The organism is Ruegeria sp. K3 (genome assembly GCF_056531845.1).
In genome coordinates, this window is sequence record NZ_JBQFMM010000008.1 from 17,732 (window position 1) to 37,642 (window position 19,911).

At 57.1% G+C, this 19,911-nt stretch carries 17 protein-coding genes; 6 read left to right on the forward strand and 11 right to left on the reverse strand.

Annotation, left to right across the window (positions count from 1 at the left end):
* Positions 1–76 precede the first annotated feature (76 nt).
* The 8 genes from ACR0MP_RS14600 to ACR0MP_RS14635 form a co-directional block, all read right to left on the reverse strand.
* Positions 77–1,288, reverse strand: coding sequence for a saccharopine dehydrogenase family protein (locus tag ACR0MP_RS14600; protein WP_170735755.1), 1,212 nt, complete (start codon positions 1,286–1,288; stop codon positions 77–79).
* 22 nt (positions 1,289–1,310) lie between these two features.
* Complete coding sequence (gene speA / locus ACR0MP_RS14605) at positions 1,311–3,200, reverse strand: biosynthetic arginine decarboxylase (protein ID WP_480887059.1); 1,890 nt, start codon at positions 3,198–3,200, stop codon at positions 1,311–1,313.
* A 102-nt stretch (positions 3,201–3,302) separates the two neighbouring features.
* Complete coding sequence (locus ACR0MP_RS14610; protein ID WP_170735753.1) at positions 3,303–4,388, reverse strand: DUF1513 domain-containing protein; 1,086 nt, start codon at positions 4,386–4,388, stop codon at positions 3,303–3,305.
* A gap of 3 nt (positions 4,389–4,391) precedes the next feature.
* Positions 4,392–5,402, reverse strand: a complete 1,011-nt coding sequence (locus tag ACR0MP_RS14615) for an imelysin family protein (protein WP_170735751.1) — start codon at positions 5,400–5,402, stop codon at positions 4,392–4,394.
* 3 nt (positions 5,403–5,405) lie between these two features.
* Positions 5,406–6,953, reverse strand: coding sequence for a di-heme oxidoreductase family protein (locus ACR0MP_RS14620; protein ID WP_480893796.1), 1,548 nt, complete (start codon positions 6,951–6,953; stop codon positions 5,406–5,408).
* The gene (gene bfr / locus ACR0MP_RS14625; protein ID WP_170402188.1) at positions 6,913–7,398 is read right to left on the reverse strand and encodes a bacterioferritin; all 486 of its coding nucleotides are present in this window, start codon (positions 7,396–7,398) and stop codon (positions 6,913–6,915) included. Before bfr ends, ACR0MP_RS14620 begins: the two co-directional genes overlap by 41 nt.
* On the reverse strand, positions 7,346–7,639 hold the full coding sequence (locus ACR0MP_RS14630; RefSeq protein ID WP_170392565.1) for a (2Fe-2S)-binding protein: 294 nt from the start codon (positions 7,637–7,639) through the stop codon (positions 7,346–7,348). The genes bfr and ACR0MP_RS14630 overlap by 53 nt, the downstream gene beginning before the upstream one ends.
* Positions 7,640–7,767: 128 nt before the next feature.
* Entirely contained in the window at positions 7,768–9,036 is a 1,269-nt protein-coding gene (locus ACR0MP_RS14635) for an imelysin family protein (RefSeq protein ID WP_480887062.1), read from the reverse strand.
* A 231-nt stretch (positions 9,037–9,267) separates the two neighbouring features.
* Here ACR0MP_RS14635 and ACR0MP_RS14640 point away from each other — a divergent pair, with 231 nt between their 5' ends.
* Complete coding sequence (locus ACR0MP_RS14640) at positions 9,268–9,807, forward strand: ZrgA family zinc uptake protein (RefSeq protein WP_170402185.1); 540 nt, start codon at positions 9,268–9,270, stop codon at positions 9,805–9,807.
* Between the two features lie 34 nt (positions 9,808–9,841).
* Here the strand turns inward: ACR0MP_RS14640 and ACR0MP_RS14645 are convergent, their stop codons facing one another.
* On the reverse strand, positions 9,842–11,161 hold the full coding sequence (locus ACR0MP_RS14645) for a GH1 family beta-glucosidase (protein ID WP_170735747.1): 1,320 nt from the start codon (positions 11,159–11,161) through the stop codon (positions 9,842–9,844).
* Position 11,162: 1 nt separating this feature from the next.
* Positions 11,163–12,194 carry a substrate-binding domain-containing protein gene (locus ACR0MP_RS14650; RefSeq protein WP_170402179.1) on the reverse strand — a complete coding sequence of 344 codons (1,032 nt, stop codon included), beginning with the start codon at positions 12,192–12,194 and terminating at the stop codon, positions 11,163–11,165.
* A gap of 214 nt (positions 12,195–12,408) precedes the next feature.
* On the opposite strand from ACR0MP_RS14650, the gene ACR0MP_RS14655 reads away from it, so the two are divergent.
* From ACR0MP_RS14655 to ACR0MP_RS14675, 5 genes are all read left to right on the forward strand, one after another.
* The gene (locus tag ACR0MP_RS14655) at positions 12,409–13,764 is read left to right on the forward strand and encodes an ABC transporter substrate-binding protein (protein WP_170402176.1); all 1,356 of its coding nucleotides are present in this window, start codon (positions 12,409–12,411) and stop codon (positions 13,762–13,764) included.
* Between the two features lie 65 nt (positions 13,765–13,829).
* Positions 13,830–14,837 (forward strand): carbohydrate ABC transporter permease, encoded by a 1,008-nt coding sequence (locus ACR0MP_RS14660; protein ID WP_170402173.1) that lies wholly within the window; start codon positions 13,830–13,832, stop codon positions 14,835–14,837.
* Positions 14,838–14,849: 12 nt separating this feature from the next.
* Positions 14,850–15,998, forward strand: a complete 1,149-nt coding sequence (locus ACR0MP_RS14665; RefSeq protein ID WP_170392558.1) for a carbohydrate ABC transporter permease — start codon at positions 14,850–14,852, stop codon at positions 15,996–15,998.
* Positions 15,999–16,007: 9 nt separating this feature from the next.
* On the forward strand, positions 16,008–17,663 hold the full coding sequence (locus ACR0MP_RS14670) for an alpha-glucosidase (RefSeq protein WP_480887064.1): 1,656 nt from the start codon (positions 16,008–16,010) through the stop codon (positions 17,661–17,663).
* A gap of 3 nt (positions 17,664–17,666) precedes the next feature.
* Positions 17,667–18,749 (forward strand): sn-glycerol-3-phosphate ABC transporter ATP-binding protein UgpC, encoded by a 1,083-nt coding sequence (locus ACR0MP_RS14675; protein ID WP_170735743.1) that lies wholly within the window; start codon positions 17,667–17,669, stop codon positions 18,747–18,749.
* Here the strand turns inward: ACR0MP_RS14675 and ACR0MP_RS14680 are convergent.
* The gene (locus tag ACR0MP_RS14680) at positions 18,746–19,867 is read right to left on the reverse strand and encodes an aminotransferase (RefSeq protein WP_480887193.1); all 1,122 of its coding nucleotides are present in this window, start codon (positions 19,865–19,867) and stop codon (positions 18,746–18,748) included. The two genes, ACR0MP_RS14675 and ACR0MP_RS14680, sit on opposite strands and share 4 nt — an antisense overlap.
* Between the last annotated feature and the right edge of the window lie 44 nt (positions 19,868–19,911).

Consider the following 19,911-nt stretch of genomic DNA (forward strand, 5'->3'; position numbering starts at 1 on the left):
CTGACCGCGGGTGGGTGCGAAGCGCCCGCCCATGGGGACGGTCGGGCGCTGTCCGGCGTTGCCGCCGGGCGAGGATTTAGAAGTTAACCGGGCCGTCGAGTTCGTGGACCTGCCACGGCAAACCATGTTCGTTCAGCATGTCCATGAAGTTGTCAGGGTCGAGTTGCTCCATGTTCCACACGCCCGGTTCGCGCCAATTGCCTTTAAGCACCTGCGCCGCACCGATCATGGCGGGGACGCCGGTGGTGTAGCTGACGGCTTGGCTGCCGACCTCACGGTAGCATTCCTCGTGATCGCAGATGTTGTAGATATAATAGGTCTTTTCGCCCGAGCCGTCCTTGGCCTGACCTGTGGCGATGTCACCGATGCAGGCTTTGCCCTTGGTCTCCGCGCCCAGATCGCCGGGATCGGGCAGCAGGGTTTTCAGGAACTGAATCGGGATGATTTCCTTGCCGTCATGCATCACCGGGTCAATGCGAGTCATACCGACGTTTTCCAGCACCTTGGCGTGGGTGATGTAGGCGTCGCCGAAGGTCATCCAGAAGCGGGCGCGCTCAATCTCGGGGAAATGGGTGCTGAGCGACTCCAGTTCCTCGTGATACATCAGGTACATGTTCTTGGGGCCGATGGCGGGGAAGTCGAACTCGACCTTGTGGGTCATCGCCGGGCTGTGCTGCCATGCGCCGTTTTCCCAATGGCGCACCTCGGCCAGCACTTCGCGCAGGTTGATTTCCGGGTTGAAGTTGGTGGCGAATTCTTGATCGTTGCTGCCGCCATTCGCGTCCAGCACATCGATCTGACGGATCGTATCCAACTTGTGCTTCTTCAGCCATTTGGCGAAGACGCTGGTCACACCCGGATCGAAGCCCGAGCCGAGGATGGCAGTCAAACCAGCCTCTTTGAACCGTTCTTGATAGGCCCATTGCCAATGGTATTCGAACTTGGCTTCGTCCTCGGGCTCATAGTTCGCGGTGTCGAGGTAGTGGATGCCGGCCTCAAGACACGCGTCCATTAAAACCAGATCCTGATACGGCAGGGCCAAGTTTACGAGGATCTCTGCACCCGTTTCTTTGATCAGTTTGACTGTGTCTTCAACCTTGTACGCGTCCAACTCGGCAGTCGTGATGTCTACACCGACACGTTCTTTCACGGCTTTGGCGATGGCATCGCATTTTGACTTGGTTCGGCTGGCCAGCGTGATCTCGGTAAAGATGTCCGAATTCATCGCCATTTTGTGCACGGCTGCGTGGGACACGCCGCCCGCGCCGACAACCAGTGTTTTGCCCATGGGATAGTCTCCTCTCAAGGGGTTATTCGTAATAGGTGTAGCCGTTGATCGAGTCGCGATAGGCGCTCATCAGGGTTTTTCGGTCCTTGGCTTGCAGAGTACCGGTCGAAATCGCCTCGTCCACCATTTTGCGGAACGCGGCGACACAGTCTTGCGGGTCGAATTCCACATAAGACAAGACTTGAGAAATAGTGTCGCCCTCTTGTTCATGCAGCAAGTCGAAGCCACCGTCGGTGCGCAGGTCGATGGTGACAACATTGGTGTCGCCGAACAGATTGTGCAGGTCGCCAAGTGTTTCCTGATAGGCGCCAACGAAGAAGACGCCCATGAAATACTCGCCTTCATCGGGCAGCGAATGCACTGGCAGGCTGGGGGACACGCCGTCGGCCAGTATGAATCGGTCGATCTTTCCGTCGCTGTCGCAGGTGATGTCGGACAGGACCGCGCGTCGGTCTGGTGTTTCATTCAGGCTTTGCAACGGCACGATCGGGTGCAATTGGTCGATGGCCCAGACATCGGGGAGGGATTGGAACAGCGAGAAGTTGCAATGGTAGATGTCCGCGACCTTCTCAAGCTGGTCATCCACTTCCGTGTCCAGATCATCACTTGCCGCCAAGGCCTTGAGACGGGCCATAAGGGACAGGTAGATGCGCTCGGCCCGGGCCATCTGGCGCAGGTCGACATACCCGCGTCTGAAAAGCGCGCGCAATTCATTGCGATAGAAGGTTGCGTCGTTCCAGCATTCCTGCAGCCGATCCTTGCTGAGATAGCCGTGTACTGCGGCGAGGTCCGAAACCATGTGGTGGTCATCGGGCTCGGCCATTGGTCCGTCCGGGGCGTCGTAGAGTGTGCTTTCCAACACGTTGAAGACCAGCATGGACGACGTCGCAACCACCGCACGGCCGCTTTCGGTGATCAGTGTGGGGTGGTCGATTTCAGCCTCGTCCATGGCGTAAGCCACGGTTTCGACTACGTTGGCGCAATATTCCTCGACCGTGTAGTTGATCGAGTTTTCCGCGGCCTTTTTTTCGCCCGTGTAATCCACCCCCATACCGCCGCCGAGATCCAGGTAGCTGAGTGGTACACCTTCACGCGAGAGTTCGGTGTAATACCGGCATGCCTCGCCAACAGCGCGGCGCACATCGTTAACGTCTTGCACCTGTGAACCCAGATGCGAATGTTGCAGCTTGAGGCAGTGCAGCAATCCCGCCGCTTTCAGCTTGTCCACGGTGGCAACAAGCTGGTCGGTGTTCATTCCAAAGGCGGAACGGTCGCCCGAACTTTCTTCCCATTTGCCGCTGATCTGATTGGTCAATTTGACCCGAACGCCTATCAGGGGCTCGATCCCCAGTTGGTTATAGACCTCGATGACGGTATTGGCCTCTTTTGGGCTTTCCAGCACGATGACGGTGTTGAACCCGATCTTGCGAGACAGGATCGCCAATTGGATGAATTCAGCATCCTTGACGCCATTGCAGACGATCAGCGCTTCGGGGGCCAGGCGATGGGCCAGGGCCACCACCAGTTCAGGTTTTGATCCTGCTTCAAGGCCATAATTGTATTTCTTTCCGAACTCGACGATCCGGTCGACCACCTGCGCCTGTTGGTTCACCTTGATCGGAAAAACACCGCGATAGTGGCCCTTATAGTTTACGCGCGCGATTGCCTCGGCAAAGCTCTCGTTCAGGTGCGCGATTTCATGCTCTAGATAAGACGCAACACGCAAGACCATCGGGGCTTTGATCCCCCGGTCGTCCAGATCGCTGAGGATACCCGGCAGGCTGATTGCCTCGGCCTCGGGGGCCATCGGATTGCGCAGAGCTATCTCGCCCCTTTCTGTCACCTCAATGAGGCCATGGCCCCATTTCTCAACCCCGTAGATGGAATGCGGTGCGTCGGGCGTCTGTTTCAATCAGATCAGTCCTTAACTTGGGTGTGCTGGTTTAGCGCCTGCCAATACGGCAGCAGTTTGATTCGTCCAAGTGTAAACTGTGAGAGGGTTCGCCGCCGAATTCTAGCCGTATGCACGGATCGGGATCAGGTGGTTGTCCCACTGGCAATCCGACCGCGCGGTGATTTCGGCGCCGGTGGTCGTCAGAGTGCCAAATGCACCGGTTCCGGTGGTAAACGCCAACCCAGCCTTGCCGGCGCCTAAACCGCAAACATCTTCGAACACTAAAGCTTCGATGAATGTTCCGCTATTTACGTCGAAGCGGTGCAATGCATCGCCTCGCGGACAGGTGATCGCAACCGATTGGCCATCGGTGGAAAAGGCAATGCTGCCAGCATACCCTTGCAACTCTCTTTGCTGCGTTTCGGGCGCTGACAAAAGGCGAGGCTTTTCGCCCCTTTGGTGAAGCCCCAGAAGGGCAGGGTACTTGGTCTGGCTGCCTTGCCATTGCATTGCAAAACCCACTAGACCATCGTCACGCACCGCAAGATGGCGGATCGAGTTTTTGTGCAGCGCGCGGGGTAGCTCTACTTGCTCCAATATCGAACCCGAAATGTCGAGATAGCTCAGGTTGGGCTGCATCGTTGGCAGATTTAGCTTGGTCCGACCGCTGTCGGGGTGTGTCTCGATGCCGCCATTGGCGATGACCAGTATGTCGCCACCGGGCAGCAAGCGCATGTCGTGGGGGCCTATCCCACCTGACGAGAACTCTCCCAGCCGTGCGAAGCTGATCGCGTCCCAGACGCCAACCACACCTTCTGCGGCCTCATAGTCGTTTTCGGTTGTGAAAAACTGTGTTCCATCAGCCGAGAATGCACCATGCCCGTAGAAGTGGCGGCCATTGGGTGCCTCCAGCCGCTTTAGGACAGAACCATCTGTACAATCAATTACAATTGCAAAGGTCCCGGGGCGGCGGGCAAAGGCGACCGCTTGGGCTTTGAACGGATGGGCCGCGGCGGCGTGCCCGCGCGCGGGTAGCGGTATAGCGAACAAAACTGCGCCCGAGTTATCCAGGCCGGACAGGCGGTAGCTACCATCTGGGAATAAGGCAGCGGCCAGATAGCGGGGCGCGCCGACGGACGCCCAGCCCGGCACCGAAGCAAGACTGGCGGCACCAAGGCCTGCAAGAAATTCGCGGCGGTTCGTCAATGGTCAATCCCCATCCAGTGAGTTGAATCCGGCGCTGATGCCGAGCGTCGGGCCAAGCTCGGTCGCGGCGATCTCGCGAATGTCGTTGATCGATTGCTGCAGCGCTTCGATGCGGACGCGACCTTGCGGTGTCGCAACACCGGCGAGGGCGGGGTCGTCCAGTGATTGAGCCCGGTCGATGGCCCGCGCGAAACCGGCATTCAGATCTGCAGCAATCTCGGGGTGGTCAAAGGACAGACGGGCGGCCAAGTCACGCAGGGCGATCAGAGACAGCGTGACATGATGCAACGACCGCTTGGACCGCCGCGCTTCAGCACGGTTCGGGCGCGGACGCTCGAACGTTCCTAAAGGGCGTCCAATGCGTGTGTCGGCTGTGAACTCTAGCCCCGTTGTAAGCGCCTTGAACAGCTCCTGCATCGCCTCATCGCCCGAGCGATAGGGGCTGTTGTCCCCCGGCTGCGTCAGTCGTGGTGCGTAGCTTTGCCAGTCCGCGTTGATCGCTACGGCATTTCGGTTGATATCAGTGGTGATGGCGCGGATAAGCGCGCAACGATAGTCGGCGCTTCCTTGTTCTGTCATCGCTGGATCAAAGAGCATTCGTTCCAATGCAAAAAAGCCGCGCCCGGCGATTGAGGTTTCGGCAAAGGCATCGGGGTCGTCGACGGCAGTGTCTTCACTGGCGATGTGTCGGGACAGGGTTTTGGGTGTGAATCCTTTGGTATCTGGCCAGAAAGCCAGTGCAAAAGCGCGATCGTCAGCCTCGGACGGCCCAAAACGTAAATGGCTGGCCGAAATCCAGCTATTGAATGCCGTGGCGTAATCAGCGCGCAGGTCGTCTGACTCCGGTTCGCAATCTGTTTGGGCTGTGGTCGACAAAGCACCGGTTGCGTCAGCCAGCTCTGCAAAGCGCGGTAGAATATGCGTTTCGGTCACATCCATCAAAATCGGAGCACGATCCTGAGCAAAGGCGCCCAAGGGCACTAGCAGGGCGGCGGCGAAAGTAAGGCTACGCATGGGTCAGAGGCTCCCAAGAAAGCGGATCAGAGCGTCGCGGTCGGCTTTTGGCATTGAAACTACCGTGTCACGGGCGGCCTGCGCCTCGCCACCGTGCCAAAGGATGGCTTCAAGCAGGGATCGCGCGCGACCATCGTGCAGGAATTGGGTGTGGCCCGAGACGCGCTGTGTCAGGCCGATGCCCCACAAAGGCGGCGTGCGCCATTCGCGGCCCGTTGCGCGGGCCTCGGGGCGGTTGTCGGCCAGACCCTCGCCCATGTCGTGCAACAGCAGGTCGGTATAGGGCCAGATAAGCTGGAAGCTCTGTTCGGGCCTATCGGGCATCCTGTGGGTGACATAAGCAGGCGTGTGGCAGGATGCGCAGCCCGAGGCAAGAAACACTTCTTTCCCGCGCAGCACTTCAGGGTCATCGGTGTCTCGGCGCGCCGGAACACCGAGATTGCGGCTGTAGAAGGCGACGAGGTCCATGCCAATTGCGTCAATCTCGAATCCCCGCGCATCATTGTCTCCGTGCGGTGCATCAATGCAGTTGGCCTGCAATTCGGTGCAATCGCCGTACGGCGCGGGGTAAAGCGGACTTGATATGCCGATGTCACCTGCGAAGGCCGCCGCCGATTGCTCCATCACCGTGGGCATCCCGGCCTTGTGACCAAAGCGGCCCATCATTGGTTCGCCGAATTCCGTCGACCATACGATGTTCGGACGGCCCGAGATACCATCGCCATCTTCGTCATCAGGATCGGCTTTGGCCAGCAAGTCCTCAACCGGAATTGATTCCAGCAACCCCAGTCCGATCATCTGCGGCGCAACTCGAGGGCTAAGCATCGCGTCCGGGTGCAGCGGGCCATAGCCTAAATCGGCGGCCTTATAGCTGGGGCGGCGGAGCGAGGCCGTTTCGCTGTCGGACAGCGCGACGGGGACTTCCTCATACGTGATGTCCAGCCGATATTCTGCGGGATGGCCTGCCAGAGCGAAATCCTGCAGTTGAGTGCCATAACTCGGATCAGGCAGGGTGGCGATATAGTCTTCGATCTCAGCAGGCGCGCCCTCTGGCTTGCCGGGAACCGAAACTCTCAGGAACATCGAGACGGCATTGTCATCCGGGCCGTTAGGCGTATGACCGCGCCCGTCCTTGATGTGACAGCGCTGACACGAGCGGGCGTTGTATAGCGGACCCAAACCGTCCGAAGCCAGAGTGGACGACGGAGACGAGACCCAGATCTTTTTGAACAACCCGTTGCCGACTTTGAAGTCCAGCTCCTGTTCGAAGCTTAAATTGGCGGAGGGCTGAGAAAACGCGTCCGCAACAGTGCGCGCCCGCACGGTCGCAGCACCAGCGGACAGTTCTTCGAACCGTTGCGGCACACTGAAGTCGTCCGGCGTTGCTGTGACAGCGTCGATCCGGGCGCGTTCTTCGGCAGTTCTTGGAAGGAAATTTAGATGAGGGTCCCGCAGCTCGGTGGCTTGGGAAGAGGTGGCCGTGAGTGCGGCCACCGATGCAAGGGCAAGCTTACTCGCCTTCGTCCATCTTGGATGCGTTAAGTTGCGCATAATTGGCTTCGCCAATCCTTTCATAAAGGTCGAGCTGCGTTTCGAGGAAGTCGATATGTCCTTCTTCGTCGCTGATTAATTCTTCGAACAGGCCCATGGACACATAGTCGCTGGCCTCGCGGCAGTATTCCCGCGCTTCGACATAAAGCGCCCGCGCGTCTTGTTCGGCGGCTAGATCGCATTCCAGTGTTTCTTTCGGGGTCTGCCCGATGCGGAGTGGGTCAAGTTTCTGCAGGTTGGGGTGGCCCTCCAGAAAGATGATCCGCTCGATCAGCTTGTCTGCATGGCCCATCTCCTCAATGGATTCCTCACGGCTTTTCTTGGCCATATGGCCAAGCCCCCAATCCTCTTGCAGGCGGTAATGTAGCCAGTACTGGCTGACCGCCGTCAGTTCATGCCGCAGTGATTTGTTGAGGTATTCTATGACCTTGGGATCGCCCTTCATGTGCTTTCTCCTGTGATACTTCGGATCGTAATGACCGAAGCTGCATGGGGACTTTAAGATTATCGTCTGCGCGCATTGTGTCTAGGAAAAGCGGCATACATCCGCCGCAATCCGCTGACTTGCCGAGGGCATGATAGATCTTGCCGGGAGTGATGATGGTCTGTGGGTCTGCCGTGCGCATCCAATCGATCGCCGCTCGGATATCGTGGTCAGAGATGTTGGTGCAATGGCAAACGATCATGGCGACTCAGTCGGGGTATGCTATTTCCTAGTGAAATAGTAGGTTATTGAGGGTGCGTCCAGTGCCAAGACGCCACACTCGATGTTGAGAAAGGCCGAGAGCACTAAAAATGCGCCCGGCCATGATGCCTATTGGAATACCGCGTCAGGGTTATCCAAGCTGTCCGAGCCTTCGAAATCGATCTGGTCAAGCTCCAGCACGGTCACGATGCGTTCGATGGTCTTGGTCTGATCGACCAGTCCATTGACGCCACCCATAATCAGCGCTTCGCCACCTTCATTGCCGCGTTCCAGCATCTGGTCATACGCAAAACCCGCTTCGGCGGTTGATTTGATACGGCCTAGCGCCAGCATGGTGTTGGCCAGCTTGGCTTTCATCTCTGTATCAAGCGTCGGATCGGCTGCGGTCACCAGATCCGATAGGGATGCACCCGAAACAGGCGTGCCATCGATGCGGGTATAGCTGCCCAAATACACATTCTGGATGCCCAGGCCGTCATAGTAATGGCTGTTATGGGTGTTGTCCGAGAAGCAGTCCTGCTCTTCCTCGGGGTCGTTCAACATCAGGCCGAGGCGCATACGCTCACCCGCCTGCTCGCCGTAGGACAGCGAACCCATGCCGGTTAGGATCGCACTAATGCCAGCAGTTTCATTTGCGGCAAGAGCGGCACGTGCGTCACCATCTTCGGCCCACTGGGCAGTCATCCATTCCAGATCACTAATCAGCAGATCGGTTGCCGCTTTCAGATATTGGGCGCGGCGATCGCAGTTGCCACCTGTACAGCCGTCACCAACTAGATAATCGGTATAAGGACGACTTCCTGCGCCCGTGCCGTGGCCGTTCAGGTCCTGACCCCACAGCAGGAATTCGATGGCGTGATAGCCGGTGGCGACGTTCGCCTCGATCCCGTCAGCCTCATGCAGCGTATCCGACAGCAGGGCAGGGGTAATTTCGCTGGCGTCGATGGTCTCGCCAGACAGATCAAAGCTGGGGTTGGCGATGACGTTCAGCGCGGCAAACTCGTTCTCATCGCTGGGGCCGCCGTAGGAGGAATCCACATAGTCTATCATGCCCTCGTCCAGAGGCCATGCGTTCACCTTGCCTTCCCAATCGTCGACGATGGCGTTTCCAAAGCGATAAACCTCGGTCTGCTGATACGGCACGCGCGCGGCGACCCATGCGGCACGTGCGGTGTTCAGAGTGGCATCGGATGGGCTAGCAATCAGGGCGTTGACGGCAGCTTGCAGATTCTTTGCTGCAATCAGACTGTCGTCATATTTGGCTTCGGCGATGTTGGAATATGTGGTCAGAACATCGGCTTTGGACGGGGCCTCGGCGACAGCTGTACTTGCGATACACAAGGTCAGGGCACTGGCCGCGTTGAACAATCTGGTCATGTGGAACACTTTTCTTTCTTAGCGGGATTCGGACCCCGGCAGGCACAGCGGGGCTGGACGGGGCAATTTCTTAGTGAAATAGTCGGCAATGTCAACCTGAGTTTTATTGTCGGGTATTATTCCTATTTCTGACTAACCATATCTGGGGAGCCCGATGCACCCGGCGAACATTGCGCTGAGGCGCAATTGTATTAAAATGCCCTACGGTTTGTTTGGTTAATGGTGAACAGAATGAAACGCGCGGCCGTTGTTCTTGCGCTAATACCAGCCGCGCTGATGGCGCAGGCAGAGACCGCCATCGAAGCGCATACTCATGGCGCGGGTCATATGGCAATTTCATTCGTTGAAACCGGATTTAGCCTGACGCTTGAAGTGCCAGGCGTAGATATTGTTGGGTTCGAACACACTGCCGAGAACGAAGATGAGAGGGCGGATGTTGCTGTCGCAATCTCGGACCTTTCTAAACCGCTTGAGATCTTTGAGGTGCCGCCTGAAGCGGGGTGTGTGACTGCAACGGCCAATGTCGCGCTTGTTGGTGATGTCTTCGTTCAGGATGAGGGGCAAGTCAGCGATAATGCCGTGCATCACACCGAATTTCAGGCCGATTATCTGGTGCAGTGTCAGGAGCCGTCGTTAGTGAATTCAATTCAGTTCACCTATTTCGAACGGTTTGCGCGCGCCGAGCGCTTGTTTGTTGAACTGACGTCATCCTCGGCCACACAGAACCTTACGGTGGAACGCCAAACGCCACATTTGAAGGTGCCAAACTGAACCGGCGTGTGCCCGCAGTAGCAAAGCTTGACGGTCAACCAGACTGATCCCGAACCAATGCGGCCTGCAACGCGCGGTAGGAGTCCTTTGGCCTTCTTTCCAGCGTCTCGAAATCTACATCGACCAGCCCGAACCGTTTTTCATATCCCAGCGCCCACTCGTAATTGTCGAGAAGGGACCAGATGAAATATCCCTTGATCGGAACGCCGTGGTCCAGGGCCTTACACACTTCGGCAAGATGCTGGTTCAAGTAGTCAATTCTGTCAGCGTCGTTTTGACGTTCTGCGCTCGCCATGCCATTTTCGGTCACGTAGATAGGCAGGTTTCCAGTATACTCTTGCGCGGTCCGGATCAGGAAACGGGACAAGGCTGCCGGATCAATCTCCCACCCCATTTGCGTTTTTGGCAAGGGGCCAGGGACGTCGGTGAAGGAAGGCCAAGACGTATCTGCGCGCGTTATCAACTTGCGCGTATAGTAATTGAGCCCACACCAATCGACAGGTGCAGCTATCGTGTCGAAATCATCCTGCCACTTGTCCGGCAGATGCGGCTCCAATCCTTCCAGAACATTTTGAGGGTAGGATTTCTTGAAAGCGCCGCCCAGGAAAAAGCGGTTGTAAATCCCGTCGTAAAGCGCCGCCGCAGTCTGTGCCTCATCGCTGTCGTCAGCAGGTTCCGCCCATTCAAGGTTGAACACTGCGCCAAGGTTCGACATGCCCAATCCGCGCATAGTTTCGATTGCGCGGCCATGGGCCAGCAATACATGATGCATCGCGCGCGCGGTTGCCCGGATGTCGCGCAAGCCGGGGGCATGTTGGCCTTCGAAATGGCTCAGCCAGCTTACACACCAAGGCTCGTTGACAGGTGCGACGCTGAACATCCGATCGCCTATGCGGCCCATGATGATCTCGGTGAAGTCTGCAAACCAATTCGCGATATCCCGGTTTCGCCAACCGCCCAGATCGGCGAGCGGTGACGGGAGTTCCCAGTGATACAGCGTTGCGCAGGGTTTGATGCCGCGTTTAAGCAGCGCATCGGTCAGGCGATCATAGAAATCCAAGCCTTGCTGATTGATCGGTCCGCGCCCTTCGGGCAGCACGCGCGCCCAACTGGTTGAAAAACGGTAACAGTCGAAGCCTGCGCCCCGGATCAGATCCAGATCCTGTTCGAACCGGTTATAGTGATCGCAGGCCAAATCTCCGTTTTCCGCATTGGCGACGTTACCTGGAGTTGCGGCGAAACTGTCCCAATGGGTCTTGCCTGCGCCCCCATTGGCGTGTCCCTCGATCTGATAGGCCGACGTCGCCACGCCAAACTGAAAATCTGGCGGGAAATCTGCGCGTTTGTACTTCATATCACATCCTTTGTGGGGCTGGCCCCGTCGAGCTGCCGACGACAAGTTCAGCCTCCAGCAAGCGCGTTTTGGGTGGGTCATCCGGAGCGTTGATCCGCTCGATCAGCATTTCGGCAGCCACCTCGCCCGCGTGTCTGACCGACGAGCGCGTTGCGGTGAAAATTGGAACATCCATACCATTGCGCATGTATGACAACTCGTCATCATGAGCGATCACCGAGATATCGCGCCCCATTTTCAGGCCGCTTTCTTCCAGTGCGCGCCGGACTCCAACCGCAGAGATAATCGAAGAGGCCAAAATTGCTGTTGGCGGGTCGTCGAGCTTCAGCATGTCGCAGGCTGTCTGATGCCCATAAATCTCGGTCATCTCAGCGCTGCGCAGTAGGTTTGGATCAGGCGCAATCCCCGCTTCTTTGAGCGCCGACAGATAGCCGTTCCTCCGCCGACGCGCGAAATCCATTTCCTCGAGCCCGTTGATCAAGGCGATGCGCCGATGGCCCAGATCGATCAAAAACCGAGTAGCGCGTTCGAATGAACGCTGGTTGTTCACATCGATCCAATCATAGGGCTCTTTGGCGTAGGTCGACCGGCCATGAACAATGAAGGGCACGCCGAGGCGCGATAATACCGAGATGCGCGGCTCTCGTACCTTGGGGCCTTGCAGGACCACGCCGTCTACGACGCCCCGATTGAACAGGCTGCGATAGGATTCTTCAATTGATGTGTCCGGCGCGTGCGTGAACATCATGTCATAATTGTTCGCCGCATAGGTTTTGGCTGCGCCTGCCACAAAATCTCCGAAAATCGGATTGACCATTTCGTGCCGGGACGAGGTGGGAATCACATGGCCGATGACCATAGACCGCCCTGTCGCCAGCCCCTTGGCGCGGCTGTTGGGGCGGTAACCATGCTTGTTCGCAGCAGCCTGAACCCGGATGCGCGTCCCTTCGCTGACCTCCGGGTAACCGTTCAGCGCGCGGCTGACGGTCGTTTGTGAAAGGCCGAGGATCTCAGAGAGTTGCTTTAGGTTCATTTCACTCAAAGCGCCTTCAAATTGATTCCCATTTGTTTTGTTGTGAAAACCTGGCTCAGTCAACATGTTTCGAGAGAATGCCTTAGAATGGCAGTTTTTTAGGGGTTTGTAGGCGAGATATTGACAGGGTCTGAATGTTAGCGGATAAAGTACGGCATCCAAAGCGCTTTGAAAACGAATCTCGTTTGCGCCGAAAATTTTGGGAGGAGAACTCATGAGACACGCACTTTATTCGGGTGCGGCGGCGATCGCTCTGCTGGCCGGGTCGGTACAAGCACAAGATTTGGTCTTCGCGCCGGGCGAGGGGCCGTTCAACTGGGACAGCTATAATGCCTGGGCCGAAAGCGCCCCGGATCTGAGCGGTCAGACGGTCACGATTTTTGGTCCGTGGCTGACCCCGGAAGACGGTTACTTCAACAACATGATTGCCTATTTCGAAGAGGCGACTGGCGCAGATGTGATCTATACCGGTTCCGACAGTTTTGAGCAGCAGATCGTTATCGATGCCGAGGCAGGATCAGCCCCCAATATCGCGGTCTTCCCGCAACCTGGTCTGGCGGCGATCATGGCATCCAAAGGGCAGCTGACACCGCTGGGTGAAGATATGGCGGCCTGGGTTGGTGACAATTATGCGGCTGGCGATTCCTGGGTTGATCTTGGCACTTACAAAGACGCCGACGGCAATGACCAGATGTATGGCTTCTTCTACAATGTGAACGTCAAGTCTCTGGTCTGGTATAACCCGGAAAACTTCGAGGATGCCGGATACGAAGTGCCGACGACCATGGAAGAACTGAAGGCCCTGACCGAGCAGATCGTCGCCGATGGCGAAACCCCGTGGTGCATTGGCCTGGGATCGGGTGCCGCCACCGGTTGGCCGGCGACCGACTGGGTTGAAGACATGATGCTGCGGACTCAGCCGCCCGAGGTTTACGACCAGTGGGTGACAAACGAGATCCCGTTTGACGATCCGCGCGTTATCGCCGCAATCGAAGAGTTTGGCTGGTTCGCGCGTGATGACGCCAAGGTCTCGGGTGGGTCAGATGCTGTCGCCTCGACTGACTTCCGCGACAGCCCCAAAGGCATGTTCTCATCGCCGCCGCAGTGCTACATGCACCGTCAGGCATCCTTCGTTCCGGCTTTCTTCCCCGAAGATGTCGAGTTCGGCCTGGATGCAGATTTCTTTTACATGCCGTCTTTCGCAGACAAGGACTTGGGTAACCCGGTTCTGGGTGGCGGTACTCTGATGGCGGTAAGCAATCCATCGGATGCGACCAGCGCGTTCATGGAGTTCCTCAAGCAACCGATTGCACATGAAGTCATGATGGCACAAACCGGATTCCTGACCCCGCATAAGGGCGTGAACACTGAAGCCTATAAGGATGATACTCTGCGCGGTCTGGGTGACATTCTACTGGGCGCGACCACCTTCCGCTTCGACGGCTCGGACCTAATGCCGGGCGCCGTGGGTGCGGGTACGTTCTGGACCGGCATGGTTGACTATACTGGCGGGAAATCCGCCGAAGAAGTCACCGGCGAAATCCAGTCATCTTGGGACGCAATCAAGTAATCCGCTGAACCTTCGGGCAACCTTTCAATCAGGTTGCCCGAAACCCTAGCAAGGGAGAGGACGCCATGAATCCGGCAATTCAGGGCCTGCTAACAATCGTAATCGGTGTGTCGGGATGCGTGGGCTATTTCTACCTGTCCAACCAATTTCTGGATAAAGTCCTGTTCCCTGCGCGTGGACCGAACGCGGGTCGCAATATCAACCGCGCGAATATGATTCGGCCCTGGCTGTTTCTGCTTCCCGCGATCCTCGCCCTTGGGGTCTATCTTGCCTATCCGGTGTTTGAGACGCTGCGCCTGTCTCTGACTGATCGCGTAGCCGGAGGCGGATATGAATGGGCGGGTTTTGACAACTATACCCAGATGGTAGCCGAGCCGAAATTCTGGGAGGCGATGCGCAACAACATGCTTTGGCTGATTGTTGTACCTGCCATGTCCACCGCATTTGGCCTGCTCGTGGCGCAGCTGACGGATCGCATCCGCTGGGGTAACGTCGCCAAGTCGTTGATCTTTATGCCGATGGCGATTTCTTTCGTTGGCGCCTCGGTAATCTGGAAACTGGTCTATGATGCGCGTCCGGCCGATCAGGATCAGATCGGCGTCCTGAACGCGATCTACATCTTCTTTGGTGGAACCGAAACGCACACCTGGTTGACCCTGCCTTTCTGGAACAATTTCTTCCTGATGATCGTTCTGGTCTGGATACAAACTGGCTTTGCCATGGTCATTCTGTCCGCCGCGCTGCGCGGCATCCCGGAAGAGACCATCGAGGCCGCCATTCTGGACGGGGCCAATCCGTTCCAGATTTTCTTCAAGATCAAAGTGCCGCAGATCAAAACCACGATCATGGTGGTCTGGACCACCATCACCATCGTGGTCCTCAAGGTCTTTGACATCGTTTTTGCGATGACCAACGGCCAGTGGGAGACGCAGGTTCTGGCCAATTACATGTACGACAAGATGTTCCGCGCCAATGACTGGGGCGTGGGATCGGCATCCGCCATGGTGATCATGTTGCTGGTGACGCCGATCCTGATCTGGAACGTGCGCAATGCGCGCAAAGAAATGCAGTAGGAGGACGGGGTTATGAGCGATATTGCAGGAACCCGCCCAGCCCTTAGATGGGTCGTTCACGCCTCGGTTGTGCTGCTTGTGGTGCTTTGGGTTTTCCCAACACTCGGTTTGTTGATCTCGTCATTCAGAACGGCGGACCAGATTTCCAGCAGCGGCTGGTGGCGGGCGCTCTTCCCGTCGGAACAGAACCTGACTCTGCGCGCGGCTGCGCCGGAAACGCAGGTTCTGCAGGATGGTCTCTATGTGATCGAAGGCAATATCTTCGATGGTGATCGGGCCTCGGACATTTCGCGATGGGGTGTGAATTCCCGTGCGATTGATGCCTTTGCTCCGGGCGAAACGGCTGAGCTTCGTCGTGGCGGGACGATCACGGTTCAGGCCAACGGTGACTATCGGATGGAAAACGCAGAAGAGTTTTCGGGCAAGCGCGGCCCTCGCGTGTTTGTGACGACTACTCTGCCGCCTGAATTCACCTTGGAAAACTATGCCCATGTTCTGTTCAACGAAAGCAGTTCCGACAGTATGGGCAAGGCGTTCTTCAATACCCTGACGGTGACGATCCCGGCGACGATTATCCCGATTCTTGTCGCAGCATTTGCGGCTTACGCGCTGGCATGGATGGATTTCCCGGGGCGTGCCCTGCTGATCGCTGCGGTGGTTGGCCTATTGGTGGTGCCATTGCAGCTGGCGCTGATCCCGTTGCTGAAACTGCATCTCAATATCGGGATCGGTAAAGGATACCTCGGGGTCTGGATGGCTCATACCGGGTTCGGGATGCCATTGGCGATCTACCTATTGCGTAACTACATGGCCGGGCTGCCTCGTGACCTGATTGAGAACGCCCGGGTAGATGGCGCAACCGAGTTTCAGATTTTTACCAAGTTGATCCTGCCGCTTAGCTTTCCGGCACTGGCATCCTTTGCGATCTTCCAGTTCCTTTGGACATGGAACGATCTGCTGGTTGCCAAAGTCTTCCTGATCGATGCCAGCGGCCAAACAACGGTAATGACCAACCGTATCGTCGAGCTGCTGGGTACGCGTGGCGGTAACTGGGAAATCTTGGCCACGGCGGCGTTTGTCTCAATCGCGGTGCCGTTGGCAGTCTTCTTTGCAATGCAAAAATATCTGGTTCGCGGCTTGCTTGCCGGTTCCGTAAAATAAGGGCGTGTGATGAACGTGCAGACCAACGCGACAGCATTCGAAAAAACCAAGTCGGCGTCAGATTGGTGGCGGGGCGGGGTGATCTATCAGATCTATCCGCGCAGCTTTCAGGACAGCAACGGTGACGGGATCGGAGACTTAAAGGGTATCACCCAGCGGCTAGGCTACATCGCCTCGCTGGGGGTTGATGCAATCTGGATTTCGCCGTTCTTCAAATCTCCGATGAAGGATTTCGGCTATGACGTCAGCGACTACCGCGATGTCGATCCGATGTTCGGTACTATGGCGGACTTCAAAGAGTTGCTAGATGAGGCCCATGCACACGGGCTGAAGGTGATGATCGATCTGGTGCTATCCCACACCTCAGATCAGCATCCATGGTTCAACGAAAGCCGCGCCAGCCGCGAGAACCCGAAATCCGATTGGTATGTCTGGGCTGATTCCAAACCCGATGGGACACCTCCGAATAACTGGCTTTCGATCTTTGGCGGCTCGGCTTGGCAGTGGGATGCGCGGCGTTTGCAGTATTATCTGCACAACTTCCTGACTTCGCAGCCAGATTTGAACTTCCATTGCAAGGATGTCCAGGATGCCCTGCTGGATGTGGCGCGCTTCTGGCTGGATATGGGGGTCGACGGGTTCCGTCTGGACACCATCAATTTCTATTTCCACGACGCCCAGCTGCGTGACAATCCCGGCCTGCCGATGGATCAGAGGAACTCATCAATTGCGCCGATGGTGAACCCGTATAACCATCAGGATCACCTCTATTCCAAAAGTCAGCCCGAGAATATCGCCTTCTTAGAACGGCTGCGCGCCCTGACTGACGAATACGAGGGCCGCGCCTGTCTGGGTGAGGTCGGCGACGCGCAGCGCGGGCTTGAGATTATGGGCGAATACACCAGCGGCGACAAACGGATGCACATGTGTTATGCTTTCGAGTTCCTCGAAAAGCGGGCTTTGACGGCAGCTTACGCAAAGCAGGTTTTTGACCAGCTTGAGGACAAGGCGGGTGATGCATGGCCATGCTGGGCCTTCTCAAACCACGACGTGCAACGCCATGCTTCGCGTTGGGGTTTGGACGACGCAGCTGTCCGGCAGCACGCCGTTCTGATGATGTGCCTGCGTGGCTCAGCCTGTCTTTATCAGGGTGAGGAACTGGGTCTGCCCGAGGCAGATGTTGCGTTCGAAGATTTGCAAGACCCCTATGGCATTGAATTCTGGCCTGAATTCAAAGGTCGCGATGGCTGCCGTACTCCGATGGTCTGGGCCGCACAGGACGAACAATCCGGGTTCAGCACGAGCCGTCCCTGGTTGCCAGTCAGCGCTGCGCAGGCCGAGCGGGCGGTGGATCGGTTGGAAAAAGATCCAGCGTCGATGCTGCACCACTACCGCCATGCGATTGCATTGCGTCATGCGCACTCAGCGCTGATGTCCGGCGCGCAGACAGGGATGTCACAAGTCGGTTCGGTATTGACCTTCACCCGAGAGGATGAAGCCGAGCAGGTCTTCTGCGCCTTCAATCTGGGTGACTGTCCGGTTGACGTGACCCTGCCAGAAGGTGACTGGCAAGTGATCGGGGAGGAGTTGGGCGGCGTTCGCGGGGAAAGCAACTTGACGCTGGATGCCGCTCAATTCTGTCTATTGGCTCGGGAAAAGAGGTAAACCATGTCGGAACTCAAGCTTACGGATGTGGCCAAATCCTATGGTCCTGTCGATGTTCTGAAACATATCGATCTCGAGATCGAGCAAGGCGAACTGATTGTCTTTGTCGGCCCATCAGGTTGCGGAAAATCCACTTTGCTGAGGATGATCGCGGGCCTTGAAAAGATCACTGGCGGTACGCTTGAGATCGAAGGGCAGGTGGTGAACGATGTGCCACCTGCGCAACGCGGCATCGCGATGGTGTTCCAGTCCTATGCGCTTTACCCGCATATGACGGTGCGCGAAAACATGGCTTTCGCACTCAAGATTGCCAAGTTGCCCAGTGCTGAGGTTGATGCCGCCGTGGAGCGCGCGGCCCAGATTCTACAGCTCGAACCCCTGCTGGATCGCCTGCCCAAGGCATTGTCTGGTGGACAACGCCAGCGCGTTGCCATCGGTCGTGCCATCGTGCGCGACCCCAAAGTATATTTGTTCGACGAGCCGCTTTCGAACCTCGACGCTGCCCTGCGCGTGGCGACGCGGATCGAGATCGCACGCCTGAAAGAGGCGATGCCCGACAGCACGATGATTTACGTCACCCACGATCAGGTCGAGGCGATGACACTCGCCAGCCGCATTGTGGTTTTGGCTAACAAGGGGATCGCGCAGGTCGGCACGCCGCTGGAACTCTACGAGACGCCAGATAACGAGTTTGTTGCGCAGTTCATCGGCTCACCAGCAATGAACCTGCTGCCCGGGACTATTACCGCGACAGGAGAGACAACGACTGTGACGCTGGATGATGGCGGCGTGGCAATCTCATCGATCCCGACGGATGCCGCTGACGAAGGCAAAAAGGTCAATATCGGTGTCCGGCCTGAGGACTTAAATATCACTGATGGAACACCAATTTATTCCGGCTTGGTGGATTTCACCGAAGCTTTGGGTGAGGTCACGCTGCTTTACTTTGCAGTCCCGGATGGACGGGAAGCCGTGATTGCAAAACTACCTGGTGTTCAGCGCAATCTGCGAGGAAAAACCGTCTCGGTCACGGCGGCACCCGAAAAGGTGCATCTGTTCCACAACGGTCAGTCGATGAGGCGCTAGTCGAGCTTCGCAAGGAAGGTGGAAACTTTTTCCAGCCCTTCGCGAATGATCGACGGAGTATTGGCGTAACCGATCCGAACACAGCCTTCGAGACCCAAGGCAGAGCCCGGTGTGAACATCACGCCGGTTTCCCGCAGCAGTTTCACACAGAACTCGCGCGTGGGCATGTCGACATCGTAATGCAAAAGTGCAGTTGTTCCTGCTTTGGGTTTGACCCAGCTGATTTTGGGCTCGCTTTCGACCCATTCTTCCAGCATGGCGAGGTTGCCGCGCGTAATGGCCTGGCTGCGCGCCAGAACCTTGTCGTGGTTTTCCAGCGCAAGCGCAGCGAAATGGTCGTCGATCATGCCGACCGAGATCGTGTCATAATCGCGATGGATCGAAACCGCCTCGATCAATTCCGGGTCAGCCGCGATCCAACCCAGTCGTAGCCCCGCCAGCGAGAAAGCCTTGGACATGCCTGCGGTTGAAATGCCTTTCTCATAAAGATCTGCAACTGCGTCTGTCATGCCAGAACCTTCCTGCCCGGTGCCACGATAGACCTCGTCACACAGCAACCATGCTCCGGCGGTGCGTGCGATTTCGACGATCTCAAGCAGGAAGGCGCGATCCATCACCGCGCCGGTTGGATTATTGGGGTTGTTGATTGCAATCAGTTTGGTGCCCGGAGTTACGGCGGCGCGCAGCTCCTCAAGATCGGGCAAATAAGCGTTCTCGGCCCGTAAATGGATCTGCGTCACCTCCGCGCCGATGCTGGCCGGGATGGAATAGTGTTGCTGATAGGTGGGCACGACGGCCACCACCTTGTCGCCGCGCTCGACCAGCGTTTTGTGGACCAGCATGTTGGCGCCGATCGTGCCGTGGGTGACGATGATGTTTTTGCGCTTTTGCTGGTCATAAAGACCACAGATCGCATCACGCAGCCGATCCGAGCCCCGGATCGCGCCATAGGTCATTTTCATCCCCAGCAATTCTGACAGATCATCCGAGTTTTTGCCGGAAAGCTTCAAAAGCTCGCCAATACTCAGGCTCTCGACGCAGGTTTCCGCAAGGTTATAGGCGCAGCGGGTTTCCCATTCGTCCATCCAGATTTCGACGCCAAAGGGTTCGATCTTCATCGCTGAATCCTGTCCGGTTTTACCATCGCGCATCGTTCCCATGG